Genomic DNA, 17,351 nt, shown 5'->3' on the forward strand with positions numbered 1-17,351 from the left:
CTTATTCCTGCTGCATTGCTTCGAGCTCTTCCCAGCGCTCAAATGCTATTTCTAGTTCCTGTTCCTTGGAGGCTAGCTCCTCTAGCACAGGCTGTGTTTCCTCTACTGGAAGTGCAAAAAATGCTGGGTCGTTAACCCTTTCCTGTAGGCCTTCTAATTGTTCTTCAAGTTGTTCAAGAAGCTGTGGTAGCGATTCTAACTCACGTTGCAACTTATACGACAACTTTTTACTGGTATTGCGACTTGGTTTGCTTGCTGCTTTGTCTTTAACCACAACATCAGACGTACTCGCAACAAATTCCTGCCTAGAAGCCTTAACTTGAGCTCGCTGCTGCTGTGCGTCATGGTAACCACCAACAAACTCTTCGATACGGCCATTGCCTTCAAAGATCCAACTCGCCATTACGGTATTATCCACAAACTCACGGTCGTGGCTCACTAAAAGTAATGTTCCCTGATAGTTGGCAAGTAAATCCTCTAAAAGTTCCAAAGTTTCGATATCTAAATCATTGGTTGGCTCATCGAGCACCAATAAATTGTTCGATCTTAAGAAGATTCTAGCCAAAAGCAGGCGGTTTTTCTCACCACCAGAGAGAGCTTTAACCGGAGAACGCGCACGACGCGGAGAGAACAAGAAGTCTTGAAGGTAGCTCAGTGCATGACGCTCCCTGCCCCCGACCATGACTTCTTGTTTACCATCGGCAAGGTTATCGATAACTGTCTTTTCTGGGTCTAATGCTTCACGGTACTGATCAAAATACGCGACTTCAAGCTTAGTACCGCAGTGTAAGCGGCCTGAGTCAGCTTCTAGCTGGCCTAACATCAGTTTAAGTAAGGTACTCTTACCACAGCCGTTAGGGCCGATCAGGGCAATCTTATCGCCTCTCATTACCGTGAAACTAAAGTCATCAACAATCTGCTGACCATCAATCTGGTAACTCAGATTCTGCGCTTCAAACACAATCTTGCCACTGCGCGTGCCATCATCAATTTGAATATTGGCTTTGCCCTGCACTTCAATACGCTCTGTGCGTTCACGGCGTAACTGTTTAAGGGCTCTTACACGACCTTCGTTACGGGTACGACGAGCTTTGATGCCCTGGCGAATCCACGTTTCTTCTTGTGCGAGCTTTTTATCAAACTCGGCGTTCTGCGCTTCTTCTACACGTATCGCTTCTTCTTTATCGATAAGATATTGCTGGTAGTTGCCTGGGAACGACGACAACTTACCTCTATCTAGATCAACAATTCGGGTCGCCATAGCTTGGATAAAGCTTCTATCGTGCGAGATAAAGATGATTGAACCGCGAAAATCCTTCAAGAACGTCTCTAACCACTCAATGGTTGTGACATCCAGGTGGTTTGTGGGCTCATCTAGAAGCAGTACGTCTGGGTCACACACTAATGCACGAGCCAGCGCGGCTTTACGTTGCCAACCGCCGGAAAGGTCGGTTAGCAAGGTATGACCGTCTAAGCCTAGCGCTTCCAATACGTTGGTAATGCGGCTTTCAAAGCGCCAAGCACCACTGTGCTCTAGCTGATCTTGTATCTTAGATAAGCGGTTAATGTTCTTTTCGCTAGGGTCTTCAGTAACAAGATCCAACTGATCTTGATAGATCTTAAGCTGTTTGCCTATTTCTGCTAGCCCCTCAGATACGTAATCAAGGACAGTGCCAGCTTGGTTTCTTGGTGGATCTTGCTCAAGGCGTGATACGACCACATCTTGAGTGATCTGCATGTGGCCATCGTCCATCTGCACATCACCCGCGATGACCTTCATCAGAGTAGATTTACCGGCACCATTTCGACCGACGAGACAGACGCGTTCTTTTTCTTGTAATTGGAAGTCAGCATTATCCAATAAAGGGATATCACCGAATGCCAATTGACCATTATGAATGGTAAGTAATGCCATTATTCTCTAACCACTGTTGTAATTGTTGTAAGTTGAAGGGCCAGTTAAGCTCTGAGTTTTCAATGTGGACCACTGGTATTGTGACCCCGTAACGAGAAAACAGCTCATCATCGAAGGCAATATCAACGATTTGGGGTTCAACCCCTACCGTGAGCAGCAGCTTATGTGCTTGCTCACACAGATGACACCCTTCAGTACTGTATAGAATTACGCTCACTACGCATTCTTCTCCAGAGAGACCAACCAGCAATTGTGAATGTGCTTGTTACGAGCAAAGTCCAGTGGCAAGGTCTTATCAGAGATATTCTGCGCTCTAAGGCCTAGCTCTTTAATCGCCTCTAGGTCCATTTTGAATTGGCGCTTATTGTTTGAGAACACTATGGTCCCTTCAGGACGTAGCAATCTCTTTAGGTGCGTCATTAGTTGGATATGATCGCGCTGAATATCAAAGGTCTGCTTCATTCTCTTAGAGTTTGAGAACGTCGGCGGATCGATAAAGATAAGATCGTACTGCCCTGTTGCCGTTTCTAGCCATTGTAAGCAATCCGCTTGTACAAATTGGTGCTGCTTGCCCTTGATGCCGTTAATGGCTAGGTTCTCTTTTGCCCAATCTAAGTAGGTATTCGACATATCAACCGTTGTGGTTGATTTAGCGCCGCCTACAGCGGCGTGAACCGTTGCACTGCCGGTGTAAGCAAACAGGTTTAGGAAATCACACCCTGCTGCCATCTGACCAATCTTACGACGCGTCAGTTTATGATCTAGGAATAAACCCGTATCTAAGTAATCAAACAGGTTTACCTTTAGCTGAACCCCGTACTCGTTCACTTGCATCTGATGGGATTTTTGTGCCAATTTTTGATATTGGTTTGTACCTTTTTGTCTCTGACGTACTTTAAGAACGACATTGTTGGCTTCTACCCCTGTTACTTGAATAGATGCACGAATAATGTCAGTCAGTCTACGTTTAGCCGTTTCTGGGTCGATAGTCTTCGGTGCGGCATATTCCTGAATAACCAGGTGATCTGGGTAGACATCAATAGCAACGTTGTAATCAGGAAGGTCGGCATCGTAGATTCTGTAGCAATCTAGGTGCTCTTTCTTCGCCCACTTACCAATTTTGCCAATGTTCTTCTTCAAGCGGTTGGCAAAGTCTGGTGCCACAATTGCTTCAGTCTTTGGCGCGTCTGCAGTAGAAGCCGCCTTAGCAGAGATTGCGTAGTTCTTCTGTAAACAGTTCAAAGCACCATTGTTCACTTTGTATTGCTTGTCAGCGCGCATACGAAGACAGCTAAGCAGTTCATCAGAGCTTGAGAAGATAGACGCATTCCAGCCACCAAACTGTGCCTTCATCTGAGCACCAAACTCAGAATAAAGCGCAATTAGGCCTGGCTCAGTACTTAGACGCTCACCGTAAGGCGGGTTACAGATAATAGTACCTGCAGCAGCATCCTTAGGCGCTTCAATTTGCGTTGCATCGCCTAGACGAAAATCAATCAAACCTTCAATGCCCGCTCTTACCGCATTCTTTTTCGCGGTTTCTAGTACGCGCGGGTCATTGTCGTAGCCGATCACAGGTACTTCAAACTTGTTAATACCGCGACGTCCGACAACTTTAGCTTCAGATTTTACTTCAGCCCACAGTGCGTAATCGAAATCTTTAAGGTTCTCAAGGCTCCAGCTAGTGCGAGCGTGACCTGGTACCACATTGGCAGCCAGCATTACAGCTTCTATCAGTAAGGTGCCTGAGCCACACATTGGGTCGATAAGCGGAGATTGCTTATCCCAGCCGCTTCTCATCACTATGGATGCCGCTAGCGTCTCACGCAAAGGTGCACGACCGGCTTCGGTACGATAACCGCGCTGGTTAAGTCCTTGCCCCACCATATCGATACCCAATATCGCATCTTCTCTATGAAGACGAACATGAACGCGAAGATCTGGACGATCTTTGCTGATCTCAGGTCTAGGCAGGTTAGCTTTGGTGAAGGTATCAACGATGGCATCTTTAACCTTCATTGCACCATATTGGCTATTGCGTATTTCACGGTTAGTACCATTAAAATCCACAATAATAGATTTGTTTGCGTCAAATAGATTCGGCCAACGTACGGACATGCATGACAGATATAAATCCATATCGTCTACGCATTTGAACTCTGCAAGAACACGTACAAAACGCGAAGCGGTGCGGCTAGACAAACAGGCTTTATAGATCTGTTCTAAATCTGCCTTAAATCGCACCCCTGCTTGTACAGGTTTTGGGTCTTCAATTCCCAAGTTCTTAAGTTCTTCTACCAATAGATTTTCTAAACCATTGGCCGTTACCGCAAGGTATTGATGCATGTTAATCACTAAGCTGCTAATAAAATGGCGTTAATTATAAACCCTTCTAATTGTAAATTCCGAAATTTCTCCCTTAATTGGCTCTAATTGTTCATTTCTAGAGCACCACTTTGTGTTGGTTCACTTTCAACACGCTTATCTCAGCAGCCAATCACTCTTGTCTATTTTTCACAGCAAACTGGTACTCAAACCGATAGTGAATACTTATTCACACTAAAATTGGTATATACCAGGTGCAATTTAAGACTGAAAGTTACTTACAAAAGGCACTAAAAAGGGAAATAAAACCGGCAATCACCACTCCAATTGGCACGTTGCAGCGGTAATGAGGACAAAAAAGAATTTAAAAAATGTGCACTTGCAACACCTAGCCTCACACTAATAAGGATTAATTAGTGCGACTTAGTGAAACTGTGAGATGGGATTACTCAACTTGATGGGTATTCAAGCAAAGAAAAAGGCCGCTTTAGAGAGACTCTAAAACGACCTTGGGGAATAGCAGTGAGTGTTTGTGATAGTAATTAAGGGAGCTGGGGCTACGAACTAAGACACCATTTGAATGTGGCTTTGACAGAACATCGCATTGGCTGAGCGCATTCTGTCGTGCATGACTTTAATAGGTTCACAGAACGACATGGCTTTACTTCCGGTAAGATAGAAATCTTCTGTACTGACTGAAATGACGATGCTCGCTGTTTCTGACGATTCCACCACCATAAAATGCCCAGTATTGTATTCGTTTTGCAGTTCAACAATCTCCCCTTCCTGTGGCTGATATCCTGCAGACTGGGTTTCAAAGAACCAGCTTTTTGGCTGCACAGGCTTATGGAAGCGCTTAACTGTCACTGCTTTAAGTACAAGCTCAGCTTGTCGTGGAATAGATAAAGGTAGGCCTTTAACAGAGTCTTGGAATACATGATAAATGTCTGCGTCTTCGACTGAAAACGGCTGTGGTGTAAATGCAGATTCGATAAGAACTTTACGAGGGAGATCAGAGCGAAATACCATATCTTCGCTAATCTCAAGCATCAGAGAGGATTTATCCTCGTCGTAGTACCAATTCCATGTATCGCTTAGCTTAAGCATAACTCTGTCCTGTTTTAAACTCGGTTTAAGTAAGGCGCTACACCATCCCTTTGCAGGGTCCACGTTACTTTCCGATAATTCTACTAACAGGAGACGAAAAAAAAAGGGGAAAACAATTCCCCTTCTCTTTAGCTAAACAATTGGTTTTACTGCAAATCGATTACAGATTCTTAACGATATCTTTAACCAAGTTTGGTCCTTTATAGATAAAGCCTGAGTAAACCTGCACCAACTTCGCACCAGCCTGCATCTTTTCTTTTGCCGAAACGTAAGAATCGATACCGCCAACACCAATAATAGGGATCTCATCACCCAACTCTTGATGCAGCTTAGCGACAACTTCAGTACTACGCAGTTGTACTGGGCGACCGCTTAAACCACCCGCTTCATCTGCATGCTTCATACCAGCAACGATAGTACGGTCTAACGTAGTGTTCGTCGCGATTACCCCATCGATGCTGTGCTTGCGCAGTGAGTCACAGATCTGAACAATCTCATCATCACTCAAGTCTGGAGCAATCTTAAGTGCAACAGGTACATAGTTACCGTGTAACTCATTAAGTTCTTTTTGTTTGGCTTTCAAGTCACCAAGCAGTGAGTCTAGTGCCTCACCATACTGAAGTGAACGAAGGTCCGGTGTATTCGGCGAAGAAATATTCACCGCGATGTAGTCAGCATACTGATACACTTTTTCCATACAAATCAGGTAGTCACTGTTACCCTCTTCGATTGGTGTATCTTTATTTTTGCCAATGTTAATACCCAGAATGCCATCAAATTTGGCCTTCTTAACATTTTCGACTAACGCATCAACACCGAGATTGTTGAAACCCATTCGGTTGATGATGCCTTCCGCTTCTAACAAACGGAACATACGAGGTTTGTCATTACCTGGCTGTGGACGAGGTGTCACTGTACCCACTTCTACAAAACCAAAGCCCATCGCATCAAATGCTTCAATGCACTCTGCATTTTTGTCTAGGCCTGCAGCCAAACCCACTGGGTTTCTGAAGGTTAGACCCATGCATTCAACAGGACGATGTGGCAGTTTTTGACGATAGAAAAGATCGAGAGGAGTGCCGGTAATTTTTGGAAGATAATTAATTGCGAGATCGTGCGCCGTTTCGGCGTCGAATTGAAATAAGCCAGTTCTGGCAAGACGGTAGAGCATTGTGCCTCCGATAAAAAAAAGCCCCGTGTAAACGGGGCTGTATTATTTACTTTGTAGCTTCACAATTCAAGTTCAAAAGCATCAACTCTCTCAAAGCAACGGAAAATTTAGCAAATTCATGCACATTACCCACCTTAAACTCGTTCAAGGTATTCTCCCAACGTTGCAATGCGATGCGATTGCTGACAATCCAGTTTTCGATTGTCTCTTCTTCTGAAAGAGGTGAATCACCACAGTTGCATTGCAACACTTGCACAGTCAGTTGACGTTGCTGCCAGTCAAGATCTTCTCTAAAGGCTGCTCGAGCTAATGCCTGCCAGTTGTTATCCACGACCTGATTATTGATTTGATCAAGGAACCAATGCAAAGACAATCTATCACCTAAGTAGAAGTAGAGTTTTGCAGTACGCTCGATAGTAGTGCCACACTCTTTTGCCGCTAGAGAAATATCGTAGCAGCAGTAAAGGCTTGAAAGTCTTGCTAAGTAATTAGCCAATGATTTATCAACGCCCTTCTCAATCCATTGCAACGCAATGCTTTGATGTTGCTCCACTTCACTTGGCACCAAGAATTGGTCAAGCTTATTCACGATAACTTCAACGTCAGCTTTGAAACGCTCAACTAATTGTTCGACACTACTATTGTGGGAACGGTTTCTTAGCATCCATCGGGTTAATCGTCTCAACGTACGGCGTATCACAACCATCAGTTGATATTGGACACTGGTTTCAATGCGATTGTCATGTTCACGAATCTTGCTAAACACCTCTGAGAACTTAAACAGTTCTTTAGACGCAGCAAAGGCATTCGCTATATCAACAACACTTGCGCCTGTCTCTTCTTGAAGACGAGTAACAAAGTTGCAGCCCATTTCATTGACTATCTCATTGGCAAGTGCAGTTGCAATGATTTCACTACGTAGCGGATGAGAGTCCATACTTGCAGAATAGTTACGGCGTAACCTATCAGGGAAGTACTCCACCAGCATACGAGAGTGATATTTGTCATTTGCAATCGCATCAGTGGCAAGTTGCTCTTTTAAAAGCATTTTTCCATAAGCCACCAGCACAGACAGTTCAGGTCTACTCAGGCCAACGCCCTGCTTTTCTCGCTCTTGAAGCTGCTCATCATCAGGAATGTATTCAAGTTGTCTGTCGAGATGACCCGCCTTCTCCATAGTGTGAATAAAGCGCATTTGCTCTTTCATACCATTGACGCCTTGCTCTTCAGTCACAGAGATTGACTCTGCTTGACAATAGGCATCGTGCAATACTATTTCCGAAACGTCTTGTTCCATCGAATCAAGGATTTCATTTCTTTGCTTTAATGTCAGGTCGCTATTTTGTACTAGGCCATTAAGCAGGATCTTAATGTTTACCTCATTATCAGAGCTATCCACTCCACCCACGTTATCAATAAAGTCGGTATTAACACGACCGCCGTTCAGCGCAAACTCAATACGCCCAAGTTGCGTCAGCCCAAGGTTACCCCCTTCACCAACGACCTTTGCACGGAGTTGATTGCCGTTTATACGCAATGAATCATTGGCTCTATCGCCGACTTCAGAATGGCTTTCTTTGCTCGATTTAACATAGGTACCGATGCCACCATTCCATAATAGGTCGACCTGCATCATCAAAATGTGCTTGATAAGCTCATTTGGCGCCAGCGCATCTTCCTCTATGCCTAACATTGCCTTTATTTCTGGTGACAGTGTCACTGATTTCGCTTTTCTAGAGAAAACACCACCACCCTTTGAAATCAATGACTTATCATAGTCATCCCAACCTGTTCGAGGTGTATTGAATAAACGATCGCGCTCTTTGTAGGACGTTTTAGCATCCGGGTTAGGGTCAATGAAAATATGAAGGTGGTTAAACGCCGCTTGCAGCAAGATATGTTTGGACAACAACATGCCATTACCAAACACGTCACCCGCCATGTCACCCACACCAATAACCGTAAAGTTTGTTGTTTGACAATTCACGCCTAACTCACGGAAATGTCGTTTAACCGACTCCCAGCCCCCTTTCGCTGTAATGCCCATGACTTTATGGTCATAACCATTTGAACCGCCAGAAGCAAATGCATCCCCTAGCCAGAAGTTGTACTCTTCAGACACGCTATTAGCGATATCAGAAAACGTAGCGGTACCTTTGTCCGCTGCAACAACCAGATATGAATCGTCTTCGTCGTGACGAACAACGTTAGTTGGCGGCACTAGGTTGCCTTCTACAATATTGTCGGCCACGTCTAGCAAAGAGCTGATGAACATGCGGTAGCAACGCTGTCCTTCGGCAAAGATCTCGTCTCTGCCCGAAAGAGTATGTTGCTTCTTACAAACAAAGCCGCCTTTTGCACCCACAGGCAAAATCACCGTGTTTTTAACTTGCTGCGCTTTCACTAGGCCCAGCACTTCTGTTCGAAAATCCTCTTGTCTATCTGACCAACGTAAACCGCCACGCGCGACTTTGCCACCACGTAGGTGCACACCTTCAACGTCTGGCGAGTAAACGAACATCTCAAACTCTGGCACAGGTTTAGGGATCTCTGGGATCTTCTTAGGACTGAGTTTCAATGCCAAACACGGCTTGCGTTCGCCATCCTTGGTTTGCTGATAGTAGTTGGTACGTAACGTTGCTCGAATCATTTCTACATAACGACGCACGATACGATCATCATCTAGGCTCTCTACTTTCTCTAGTTGATCTTTGATCTGCTTGATCACCTTCAACTGAGAGGCATCATCACCGTTATTTTTTGGAAGGAAACGTTTTTCAAACAGCGTCACCAGATTATTGGCAAGCTTAGGGTGCGCGGCTAGCGTATCTCCAATGTAGTGTTGACTGAAAGGAAAACCAACCTGGCGCATATACTTGGCGTAAGCACGCAAGATTGTGGTCTCCACACCGGTAAGGCCCGCACCTAAAATGAGTCGATTAAAACCATCGTTCTCTAGGTCCCCTTTCCATACACCGGCAAAGGCTTGTTGGAAACGGTCTCTGACCTTATTGAAATCAACCGCATTACTGCCTTTATGCAGCATAGAGAAGTCTAAGATCCAATAGGTCTCACCATTCTTGGTTTCGACTTGATAAGGAGACTCGCCAATGACTCTTAGATCGAAGTTCTCCAGCATAGGCATCACATCTGACAAATGAATTGGCGAGTGCTTATGATAGAGTTTAAGGTGAACGACCTTTGAATCGATTAGCTCTTCTTGTGGTCTGTAGAACAGCATTCCAAGCTGATTAAACTCATTTAACAGCTCTAAACGCTCTATATCCGCAACGGCCGCATTAGGTAGCACTGCTTCTTGATAAGATCTTGGGAAGGCTTCCATATAACGCTTAGCAATAGGCAAGCCTCGGCTTTCACCCAAACTAGACACTACCGCTTGCTCTAATCTATCTCCCCACGTAGACGATGCTTCCATCAAGTCTTGTTCAATGCTCTTGGTATCGAAGGTGAGGTTACTGTCTTCAACACGCACAATGTAATGAGTGCGAGCCAGCGGGCTTTCAGAAAAATAGGTGGTGAACTCTACTTCTTGGTTTGTGTTGAATGCGCGCTTAAAGATGCGTTGCGTTTGACGTCGAAGCTCTGTGTTATAACGCTCTTTTGTCACATACACCATGCAGCTCAAGAAGCGACCAAACGGGTCTTTACGCACAAACAATCGGATCATATCTCGGTCTTGCATCTGCACAACACCCATCCCAATGTGCAAAAGCTCTTCTTCACTGGCTTGCAGCAGTTCATCTCTAGGATAGGTTTCTAAAATGTTGTGTAGGGCTTTGAATGCATACGACCCCTTCAAGAAGCCACTGCCTTCCAGAATACGCGCTACCTTGTTGCGTACTAAAGGAATGCCCTCAACACTTTGGTTATATACCGCTGAAGTATAGAGACCCGTAAATCTATGCTCTCCAACCACTCTACCTTGCTTATCAAAGGTTTTAATACCTATGTAGTCATTATAAGCCGGTCGATGGATACGAGATGGTCGGTTGCCTTTAGTGAGAATGAGAATATAAGGCTTAGTGGCTTCTTCTCTCGCAGACTCAGAAAAATTAGACAGCTTAGTCGCGCGTACGCGAGATTGATCGGTAAATAAGCCAAGTCCCGCTTCTTCTGTTGGCTCTAGGATCTGCTCGTCATTGACTTCAACAAGTCGGTACTCTTTGTACCCCATCAAGGTGAAGTTGTGATCCCCTAGCCAATTCAAAAACTCGAGGGATTCTTCAACATGTTTGTTATCTATGCCTTTAACTTTTTCAAGTCCCTTCACCTGCTTAACGACTTTCTTTAAGGCGTCTGTCATAGGTTGCCAATCATTCACAACAGAATGAGTATCGCGAACGACACTCTCTAGTTCCTGTTGCAGGTCATCCATCTGACTCTTACTAGAGAGTCTATCTACCTCAATATGGAACACTGACTGCAATTGGCCATCGAGTGTTTTGTTATTGATATCAAACACTTTGCCATTCTTTAAATGCAGCTTAGCTGGGCCGTGCAACATTATGTGACTGGATAGCCCCATACGTGACAGTGTCATTTTAATGGAGTCAACCAAGAAGGACATATCAGGTAAGATGATCTCTACTATGGTGTGTGTTGACTGCCAGCCATGTCGGCTTAAGGTTGGGTTAAATACCTTTACCGATAAATCATCGAGATCCTTCTCTTTCATATGTTGCCATAGGCTTACCACGGCGCCATACAGATCAGACTCGTTTCGAGAAACTAGGTCATCATGAGAGATATTACTGAATAGATGTTGCGCAAGCTTAGTCACTACGGTTTGATGAGCGGGATCAAGCTTGTCTTCGATCAGTTGATAAACTTTTTCAAGTAGTACAGGGACTAGGGGTTCACGTGCATTCATGGGGCACACTCCGTCAGAGATTTTTATTGTTATGTTAATGCAAGGCTAGTAAATCACGTTACACAAGCAGATAAATCTGCCTATTAGCGCTATTGTAGGTTTTTTATTTCATCATCGTTACATAATTAAAGGCGCATTCTCTAAAAATCTTCAATATGTGACGAAACTGTTAATAAGCAAATCTTTCCCTTGAATATAGAACAAAAAAAGGCTTAGCGTGATGCTAAGCCTTTTCATTCATAAGCGATTGTTTGTTATGCAATTATTTAAGTGCAGCTTCTACTTTTTCAAACAGATCTTTCGCCAAGTTAGGAGTATCGCGCAATACCTCTAACTCCTTACGCATCATTTGTTTACGTTGCTCATCGTATCGAGCAAATTTGAGCATTGGATCAATGAGACGTGAGGCGACTTGCGGATTGCTTGTGTTCAATTTTGCTAGCATCTCTCCAGCAAACTGATAGCCACTGCCGTCTATCGCATGAAAACCGTATGGGTTATTAAAGAATGAACCCAATACGCTGCGAACTCGGTTTGGGTTCTGCATGCTAAATGCGCTGTGATCCATGGCCGATTTCACTGCAGATAGCGCGTTCGAACTCGGCTTTGAACCTTGCAACATAAACCACTTATCCATCACCAGTCCATCGTGACTCCAGCGTTCACTAAACGCATTCATTAGAGCCTCACGGCTTTCTAGATCAGATTGGTTTGCCGACGACAGTGCGCCTATGGTGTCAGTCATATTATCGCTGGCTTCAAACTGTAACTTGGCAAGGTGCTGATGCGCTTTCAAACACGATAAAAACCCTAAACAGGTATTACGAAGAGCGCGCTTAGCAATGCTTTGATGAGAAATGTCATACTCACCACCGTTCAGTGATTGATAGGTTTCTAGCAGTTCAGCCTCTAGGCCTTTAGCAAGCGCAAGCTTAAGCTGTTTAAGGGCCTTTGAAATGCCATCGACATCTATGGCTTCAAACCAACCACATACTTCACTGTGAGGTGGCAGTGTTAGAGCTTCAGCCACAAAGGCTTTGTCTAAGCTCTCATCAAGGAGCAAGGCTTTAAACGAATGAATCACATCAGGAGAGAGCTCTATATCCCCCCCTGGGTAACCGCGTGCTTTATGTATTGAGACAGTAGTGTCTGCCCCGCATCCCAGCGAGAGACTTCATTGGTAGAACACTTCATCAGCTGAACCAACTGGGATTCCGAGTAGTCGTATTCTAGCTTCACAGGAGCGGTAAACTCTCGAAGCAATGAAGGTGTTGGCTTTTCATCAACCTGCTCAAACACAAAACGGTGAGACTCTTGGGTAATGTGCAGTAGTGACTCTACTTCCTTATCGTCGATAATTAGGGGAATCACAGAGCCGTCCTGGCGATACAGTTCAATATCAAACGGTATATGCAGAGGCAACTTCTCTTCTTGCGTGGCGGTTGGCGCCGTATATTGACGAACATTTAAGGTGTAGGTTTTGCTCGTCGCGTCATACTCATCGGTTACCGTTACGGTTGGCGTACCTGATTGACTGTACCAACGCTTAAACTGGCTCAAATCAACACCAGAAGCATCTTGCATTGCCTCGACAAAGTCATCACATGTCGCAGCAGTGCCATCGTGACGCTCAAAGTACAGCTTCATCCCCGATTGGAAACCTTCTTCACCCAACAAGGTATGAATCATTCGAATCACTTCACTGCCCTTTTCATATACGGTTAAGGTATAGAAGTTATTCATCTCTATTACTTTGTCCGGACGAATTGGGTGCGACATTGGGCTTGCGTCTTCGGCAAATTGTGGACCGCGAATAATACGCACGTTGTTGATTCGGTTTACAGCACGAGAGCCCAGATCACTGGAAAACTCTTGGTCTCTAAATACCGTTAATCCTTCTTTTAGGCTTAACTGAAACCAATCACGACAGGTGACTCGGTTGCCGGTCCAGTTATGGAAATACTCATGACCGATAACGGCTTCGATGCCTAGGTAATCTTTGTCTGTTGCAGAAGCTTGATCCGCAAGCACGTATTTTGAATTGAAGACATTAAGTCCCTTGTTCTCCATCGCGCCCATGTTGAAGAAATCAACCGCTACGATCATGTAGATATCAAGGTCATACTCTAAGTCGAATCGCTCTTCGTCCCATTTCATGGAATTTTTGAGGCTGAGCATCGCATGATGAGCTCTATTAAGGTTCCCCTTATCAACGAAAATCTCTAATGCAACTTTACGACCAGAGCGTGTGGTAAAGCTATCGACTAATTGGTCAAAGTCACCCGCTACTAGAGCAAATAAGTAGCTTGGTTTTGGATGTGGGTCTTGCCACTTCACCCAATGACGGTCGTTCTCAAGCTCGCCCTCTGCGATCTTGTTACCATTACTGAGTAGGAATGGAAAATCAGCTTTATCCGCTTCTACTGTGGTGGTGTATTTAGCGAGTACATCCGGTCTATCAAGGAAGTAAGTGATACGCCTAAAGCCTTCTGCCTCACACTGAGTGCAAAATGCGCCATCTGAAAGATACAACCCCTCAAGCGCAGTGTTTGCCGATGGGTCTAGCTCTGTGGTGATGGCCATATCAAATTGAGCCGGTAAGTTTGAGATAACCAAACCTTCATCATTCAATTCATAGTCACTCCAATCAACGCCATTGATGTGCAGTGCTTTGAGATTCAGCTGTTCCCCAACCAAGCTTAAGCGTGTCGCATCATCGTTTGCTAAGACCGTCGATGTTGCAACCACCACTGTTTGCGTTTGATGCAGTTTAAAAACCAGATCGATGCTATCGATATTGTGAGAAGGGGTTGTGTAGTCTTTACGATATTTAGCGACAGGCTGAACAGGAGCTGCGTCTTTCATTCCTACTTCCTATGTAATGATGTTGTAGAGGGTTTAGGGTCTATTTTTATTACAAAAATTACAAGTGTTACACACGTTTGAACTTGATAATTTGTAGCCTATATAGAACTTATGTTTTCTGTTGATTATTTAGCGCTCAATCTCGACTCCTCAATGACTACCGCAAACCAATGTCTTTCGTTTCTACAATCGTTCAGACATAAAAAAGGCACCGTACTGGTGCCTTTTCCTTAATTGACATTCACCGCATTCGAGCCAGTTCGGCGTACATATCGGTGCCTGTGCCCGATAGAGTCAGAGTGTCGTCGTTTAAACTGTAGCTCGATTGAGTTTCGCCGTTTTCATAGAGCAATACTAAGTGATCGTTTTCTATGTAATAGATGCCGCGCTTGATAGATTCCTGGCCTTTTTCTCCACTGGCGCGAAACATAAACACGAAATCTGGCTGAAGTATCAGGTCCAGCTTTTGCACGTTACTAGCAAGGATGTCTTCACCGGCCAATACCTGGCTTGACCAAATACCAGCGAGAGGTTTCGATAGCGCTTTATGGAAGGTAATGCCATTAAGATTCAGGCGATTGTGAGTAGTCTTGTACGCGTAGATTTGAGGTGTGGATGTATTTAGGCCAAGTACAACGGTATCGTCACTGGCGTTATACAAACCCTCCCAACGCTCTACAGAATAGTCTTTCTTCTGAATGTCGATGGTAAAGTAGTAGTTTGAGTCAAAGCTCAGTCGAATAGTTAAAAAGTCATCCTGCGTAGACTCCGGAGCAGGATTAGTGATGAACCATTCCCCAAGCAAAAAGGGATAGTCAAAACTCGGTTCTTTATTTTCATTAGCACTGACATTAAACGACTGTAGCGCGACCAAGAAGAAGATAAACAAAATTCTGCGCATCATTAATCCTTAGTTTTCCCCAAACAATTAAAGCTTAGGTACTCTTGTACGATAATGCGAAGAATTTTGATCTAAATCACATTTGCTATTTATCTCGTTGACAGTAAAGACATAAAAAAAGGTGGCTAATCAGCCACCTTTTTTATCGTATATTTCAGCAATGCTAACTGCTTGAGGTATCAGACAACATATCAACCATTATTGAAATTGATTCATCGAGATAAGCATCAGGCGCTTTGTAATCACTTGGTACATCATCTAGTGACTTAAAGACCTCTTCATCGTTCGCTTTTTGGCGCTCGTTGATTCGCTCAAGACGTTGTGCTTCGCGTTTCTCAGACTCTTGCTCACGAGTCTTAAGGTTCAGAGAAAGCGCATTGGAGTCCTTCTCTTCTTTATAGCGAACAATATCGTCTTCGATGAAACCGAATTCCATGTCATTTTGAATGCGCTTGACATGTTGATCGGTTAATTTCTTGATCAGTGCTGACTCATCACTCAGTTTGGTGTACTTAGCCGGCTCAATGCTATCCCAAGGTAATGCGTTATCTTCCACACTCTCACCTGTTTCAGCAGGGTCGATAGGTGTTGGATAATGAATGTCTGGGATCACACCTTTGTTTTGTGTACTGCCACCGTCAATTCGATAGAATTTTTGAATGGTGTATTGTACATAGCCTAATTCGTTGTCAAACAGATCATAGATATGGTTGAGCGAGCGATGCTGCTGTACCGTACCTTTACCGAACGAATTTTCACCAAGAATAACCGCACGTCCATAGTCTTGCATCGCAGCTGCAAAGATTTCAGAAGCCGATGCGCTGTAACGATTGACCAATACAGTTAATGGACCGTCGTAGCTGATGGCATTGCCGTTATCTGCGTTGACATTGATGCGACCATAGCTGTCTCTCACCTGCACCACAGGGCCGCTGGTGATAAACAGCCCAGAGAGCGCCGTTGCTTCACTTAATGCACCACCGCCGTTATTGCGAAGGTCCACTAAAATACCGTCAACATTCTTCTCTTTCAGCTCGGTAATCAACTTGTCAGTATCTTTAGAAAGTCCCACGTAAAAACTAGGCACTTCAAGAACGCCAAACTTCTTACCGTCTTTTTCAATGATCTCAGACTTAACCGCTCTGTCTTCTAAGCGAACTTTATCGCGAACGATAGTGACGACACGTGTTTTAGCATCTTTGCCATCAGGCAAGATTTGCAAGTTAACCTTGGTACCTTTTGGTCCCTTAATAAGGTCAACAACATCATCAAGACGCCAACCAATGACATCGACAATCTCTTTGCCATCTTGTCCAACGCCAACAATTTTATCGCCTTCGCCTAGCTCTTTACTGCCCGCTGCTGGACCACCAGCAACCAATGAGCGGATGACTGTGTAGTCATCAGTCATCTGCAGCACAGCGCCAATCCCCTCTAAAGATAGGTTCATCTCAGATTGGAAAGTATCGGCATTACGTGGAGAAAGATAACTCGTGTGAGGATCTACCTGACGAGAAAATGCATTCATGTACAGCTGAAAGACGTCTTCGCTTTGAGACTGTGAAATTCGCTTCATCGCATTGTTGTAGCGTTTCGTCAGAATCTCTTTGATCTCTGGCCATTCTTTATCTGTCAGAGCCAGATTAAGCGCGTCGTACTTTACTCGCTTACGCCACAGCTCATCAATTTCCTTCGAATCTGTCGGCCATGCTTCTTCGCTACGATCTAGCTCAATAGATTCATCAACATCAAATTTGATTTCATCATCAAGAAGATCAAGGGCAAAAGCATAACGTTCAAAGCGCTTTCTCATTGAAATGTTATACATCTCAAACGCAATGGTGTTATCGCCCTCTTTTAAAGAGTCATCTAGCTGTGTTCGATAGGTATCGAAACCATCGACTTCAGATTGAGTAAATAGGTTGCGACTAAAATCCAACATATTGAGATATCGGTCGAAAATCTCTGCTGAAAATTGATCGTCTAATTTGAATTGCTTGTAATGAGAGCGAGTAAAACGTGAAGTCACTCGTTTAGCAGCAGTTTGATGCTGAACTTCAGGGGTGAGAACAGGTAAGTCTTTTACCGTGAGGTTTGCTTCGACAGCATTTGCAGAGGCAGCTAGCATAACGCTAGCTGCAATCAGCGTAATCTTTGAACGCATTTTCATTCGCAG

General features: G+C 44.4%; 8 protein-coding genes and 1 pseudogene. All 9 read right to left on the minus strand.

Translation table 11 applies throughout. The features are described from left to right. Position 1: 1 nt before the first annotated feature. Positions 2-1,915 carry an ABC transporter ATP-binding protein gene (locus A6E01_RS06615; protein WP_017030632.1) on the minus strand — a complete coding sequence of 638 codons (1,914 nt, stop codon included), beginning with the start codon at positions 1,913-1,915 and terminating at the stop codon, positions 2-4. After that, entirely contained in the window at positions 1,893-2,132 is a 240-nt protein-coding gene (locus tag A6E01_RS06620) for a glutaredoxin family protein (RefSeq protein ID WP_017028984.1), read from the minus strand. The genes A6E01_RS06615 and A6E01_RS06620 overlap by 23 nt, the downstream gene beginning before the upstream one ends. Continuing rightward, positions 2,132-4,261, minus strand: coding sequence for a bifunctional 23S rRNA (guanine(2069)-N(7))-methyltransferase RlmK/23S rRNA (guanine(2445)-N(2))-methyltransferase RlmL (gene rlmKL / locus A6E01_RS06625; RefSeq protein ID WP_065209877.1), 2,130 nt, complete (start codon positions 4,259-4,261; stop codon positions 2,132-2,134). The genes A6E01_RS06620 and rlmKL overlap by 1 nt, the downstream gene beginning before the upstream one ends. Positions 4,262-4,804: 543 nt before the next feature. Beyond that, positions 4,805-5,347, minus strand: coding sequence for a cell division protein ZapC (locus tag A6E01_RS06630; RefSeq protein WP_017028986.1), 543 nt, complete (start codon positions 5,345-5,347; stop codon positions 4,805-4,807). A gap of 160 nt (positions 5,348-5,507) precedes the next feature. After that, a complete protein-coding gene (gene pyrD, locus A6E01_RS06635) occupies positions 5,508-6,518 on the minus strand; it encodes a quinone-dependent dihydroorotate dehydrogenase (protein WP_017028987.1) in 1,011 nt (336 codons plus the stop codon). 46 nt (positions 6,519-6,564) lie between these two features. Beyond that, the gene (locus tag A6E01_RS06640) at positions 6,565-11,409 is read right to left on the minus strand and encodes an NAD-glutamate dehydrogenase (protein WP_065209878.1); all 4,845 of its coding nucleotides are present in this window, start codon (positions 11,407-11,409) and stop codon (positions 6,565-6,567) included. 262 nt (positions 11,410-11,671) lie between these two features. Continuing rightward, positions 11,672-14,274, minus strand: a pseudogene (pepN, locus tag A6E01_RS06645) (aminopeptidase N). A 241-nt stretch (positions 14,275-14,515) separates the two neighbouring features. Continuing rightward, the gene (locus A6E01_RS06650; RefSeq protein WP_065209879.1) at positions 14,516-15,175 is read right to left on the minus strand and encodes a hypothetical protein; all 660 of its coding nucleotides are present in this window, start codon (positions 15,173-15,175) and stop codon (positions 14,516-14,518) included. Positions 15,176-15,338: 163 nt separating this feature from the next. After that, entirely contained in the window at positions 15,339-17,345 is a 2,007-nt protein-coding gene (gene prc, locus A6E01_RS06655; protein ID WP_017028991.1) for a carboxy terminal-processing peptidase, read from the minus strand. Between the last annotated feature and the right edge of the window lie 6 nt (positions 17,346-17,351).

The sequence above is a fragment of the Vibrio breoganii genome, from assembly GCF_001677275.1.
In the GTDB taxonomy this organism is placed as follows: Bacteria; Pseudomonadota; Gammaproteobacteria; order Enterobacterales; family Vibrionaceae; genus Vibrio; species Vibrio breoganii.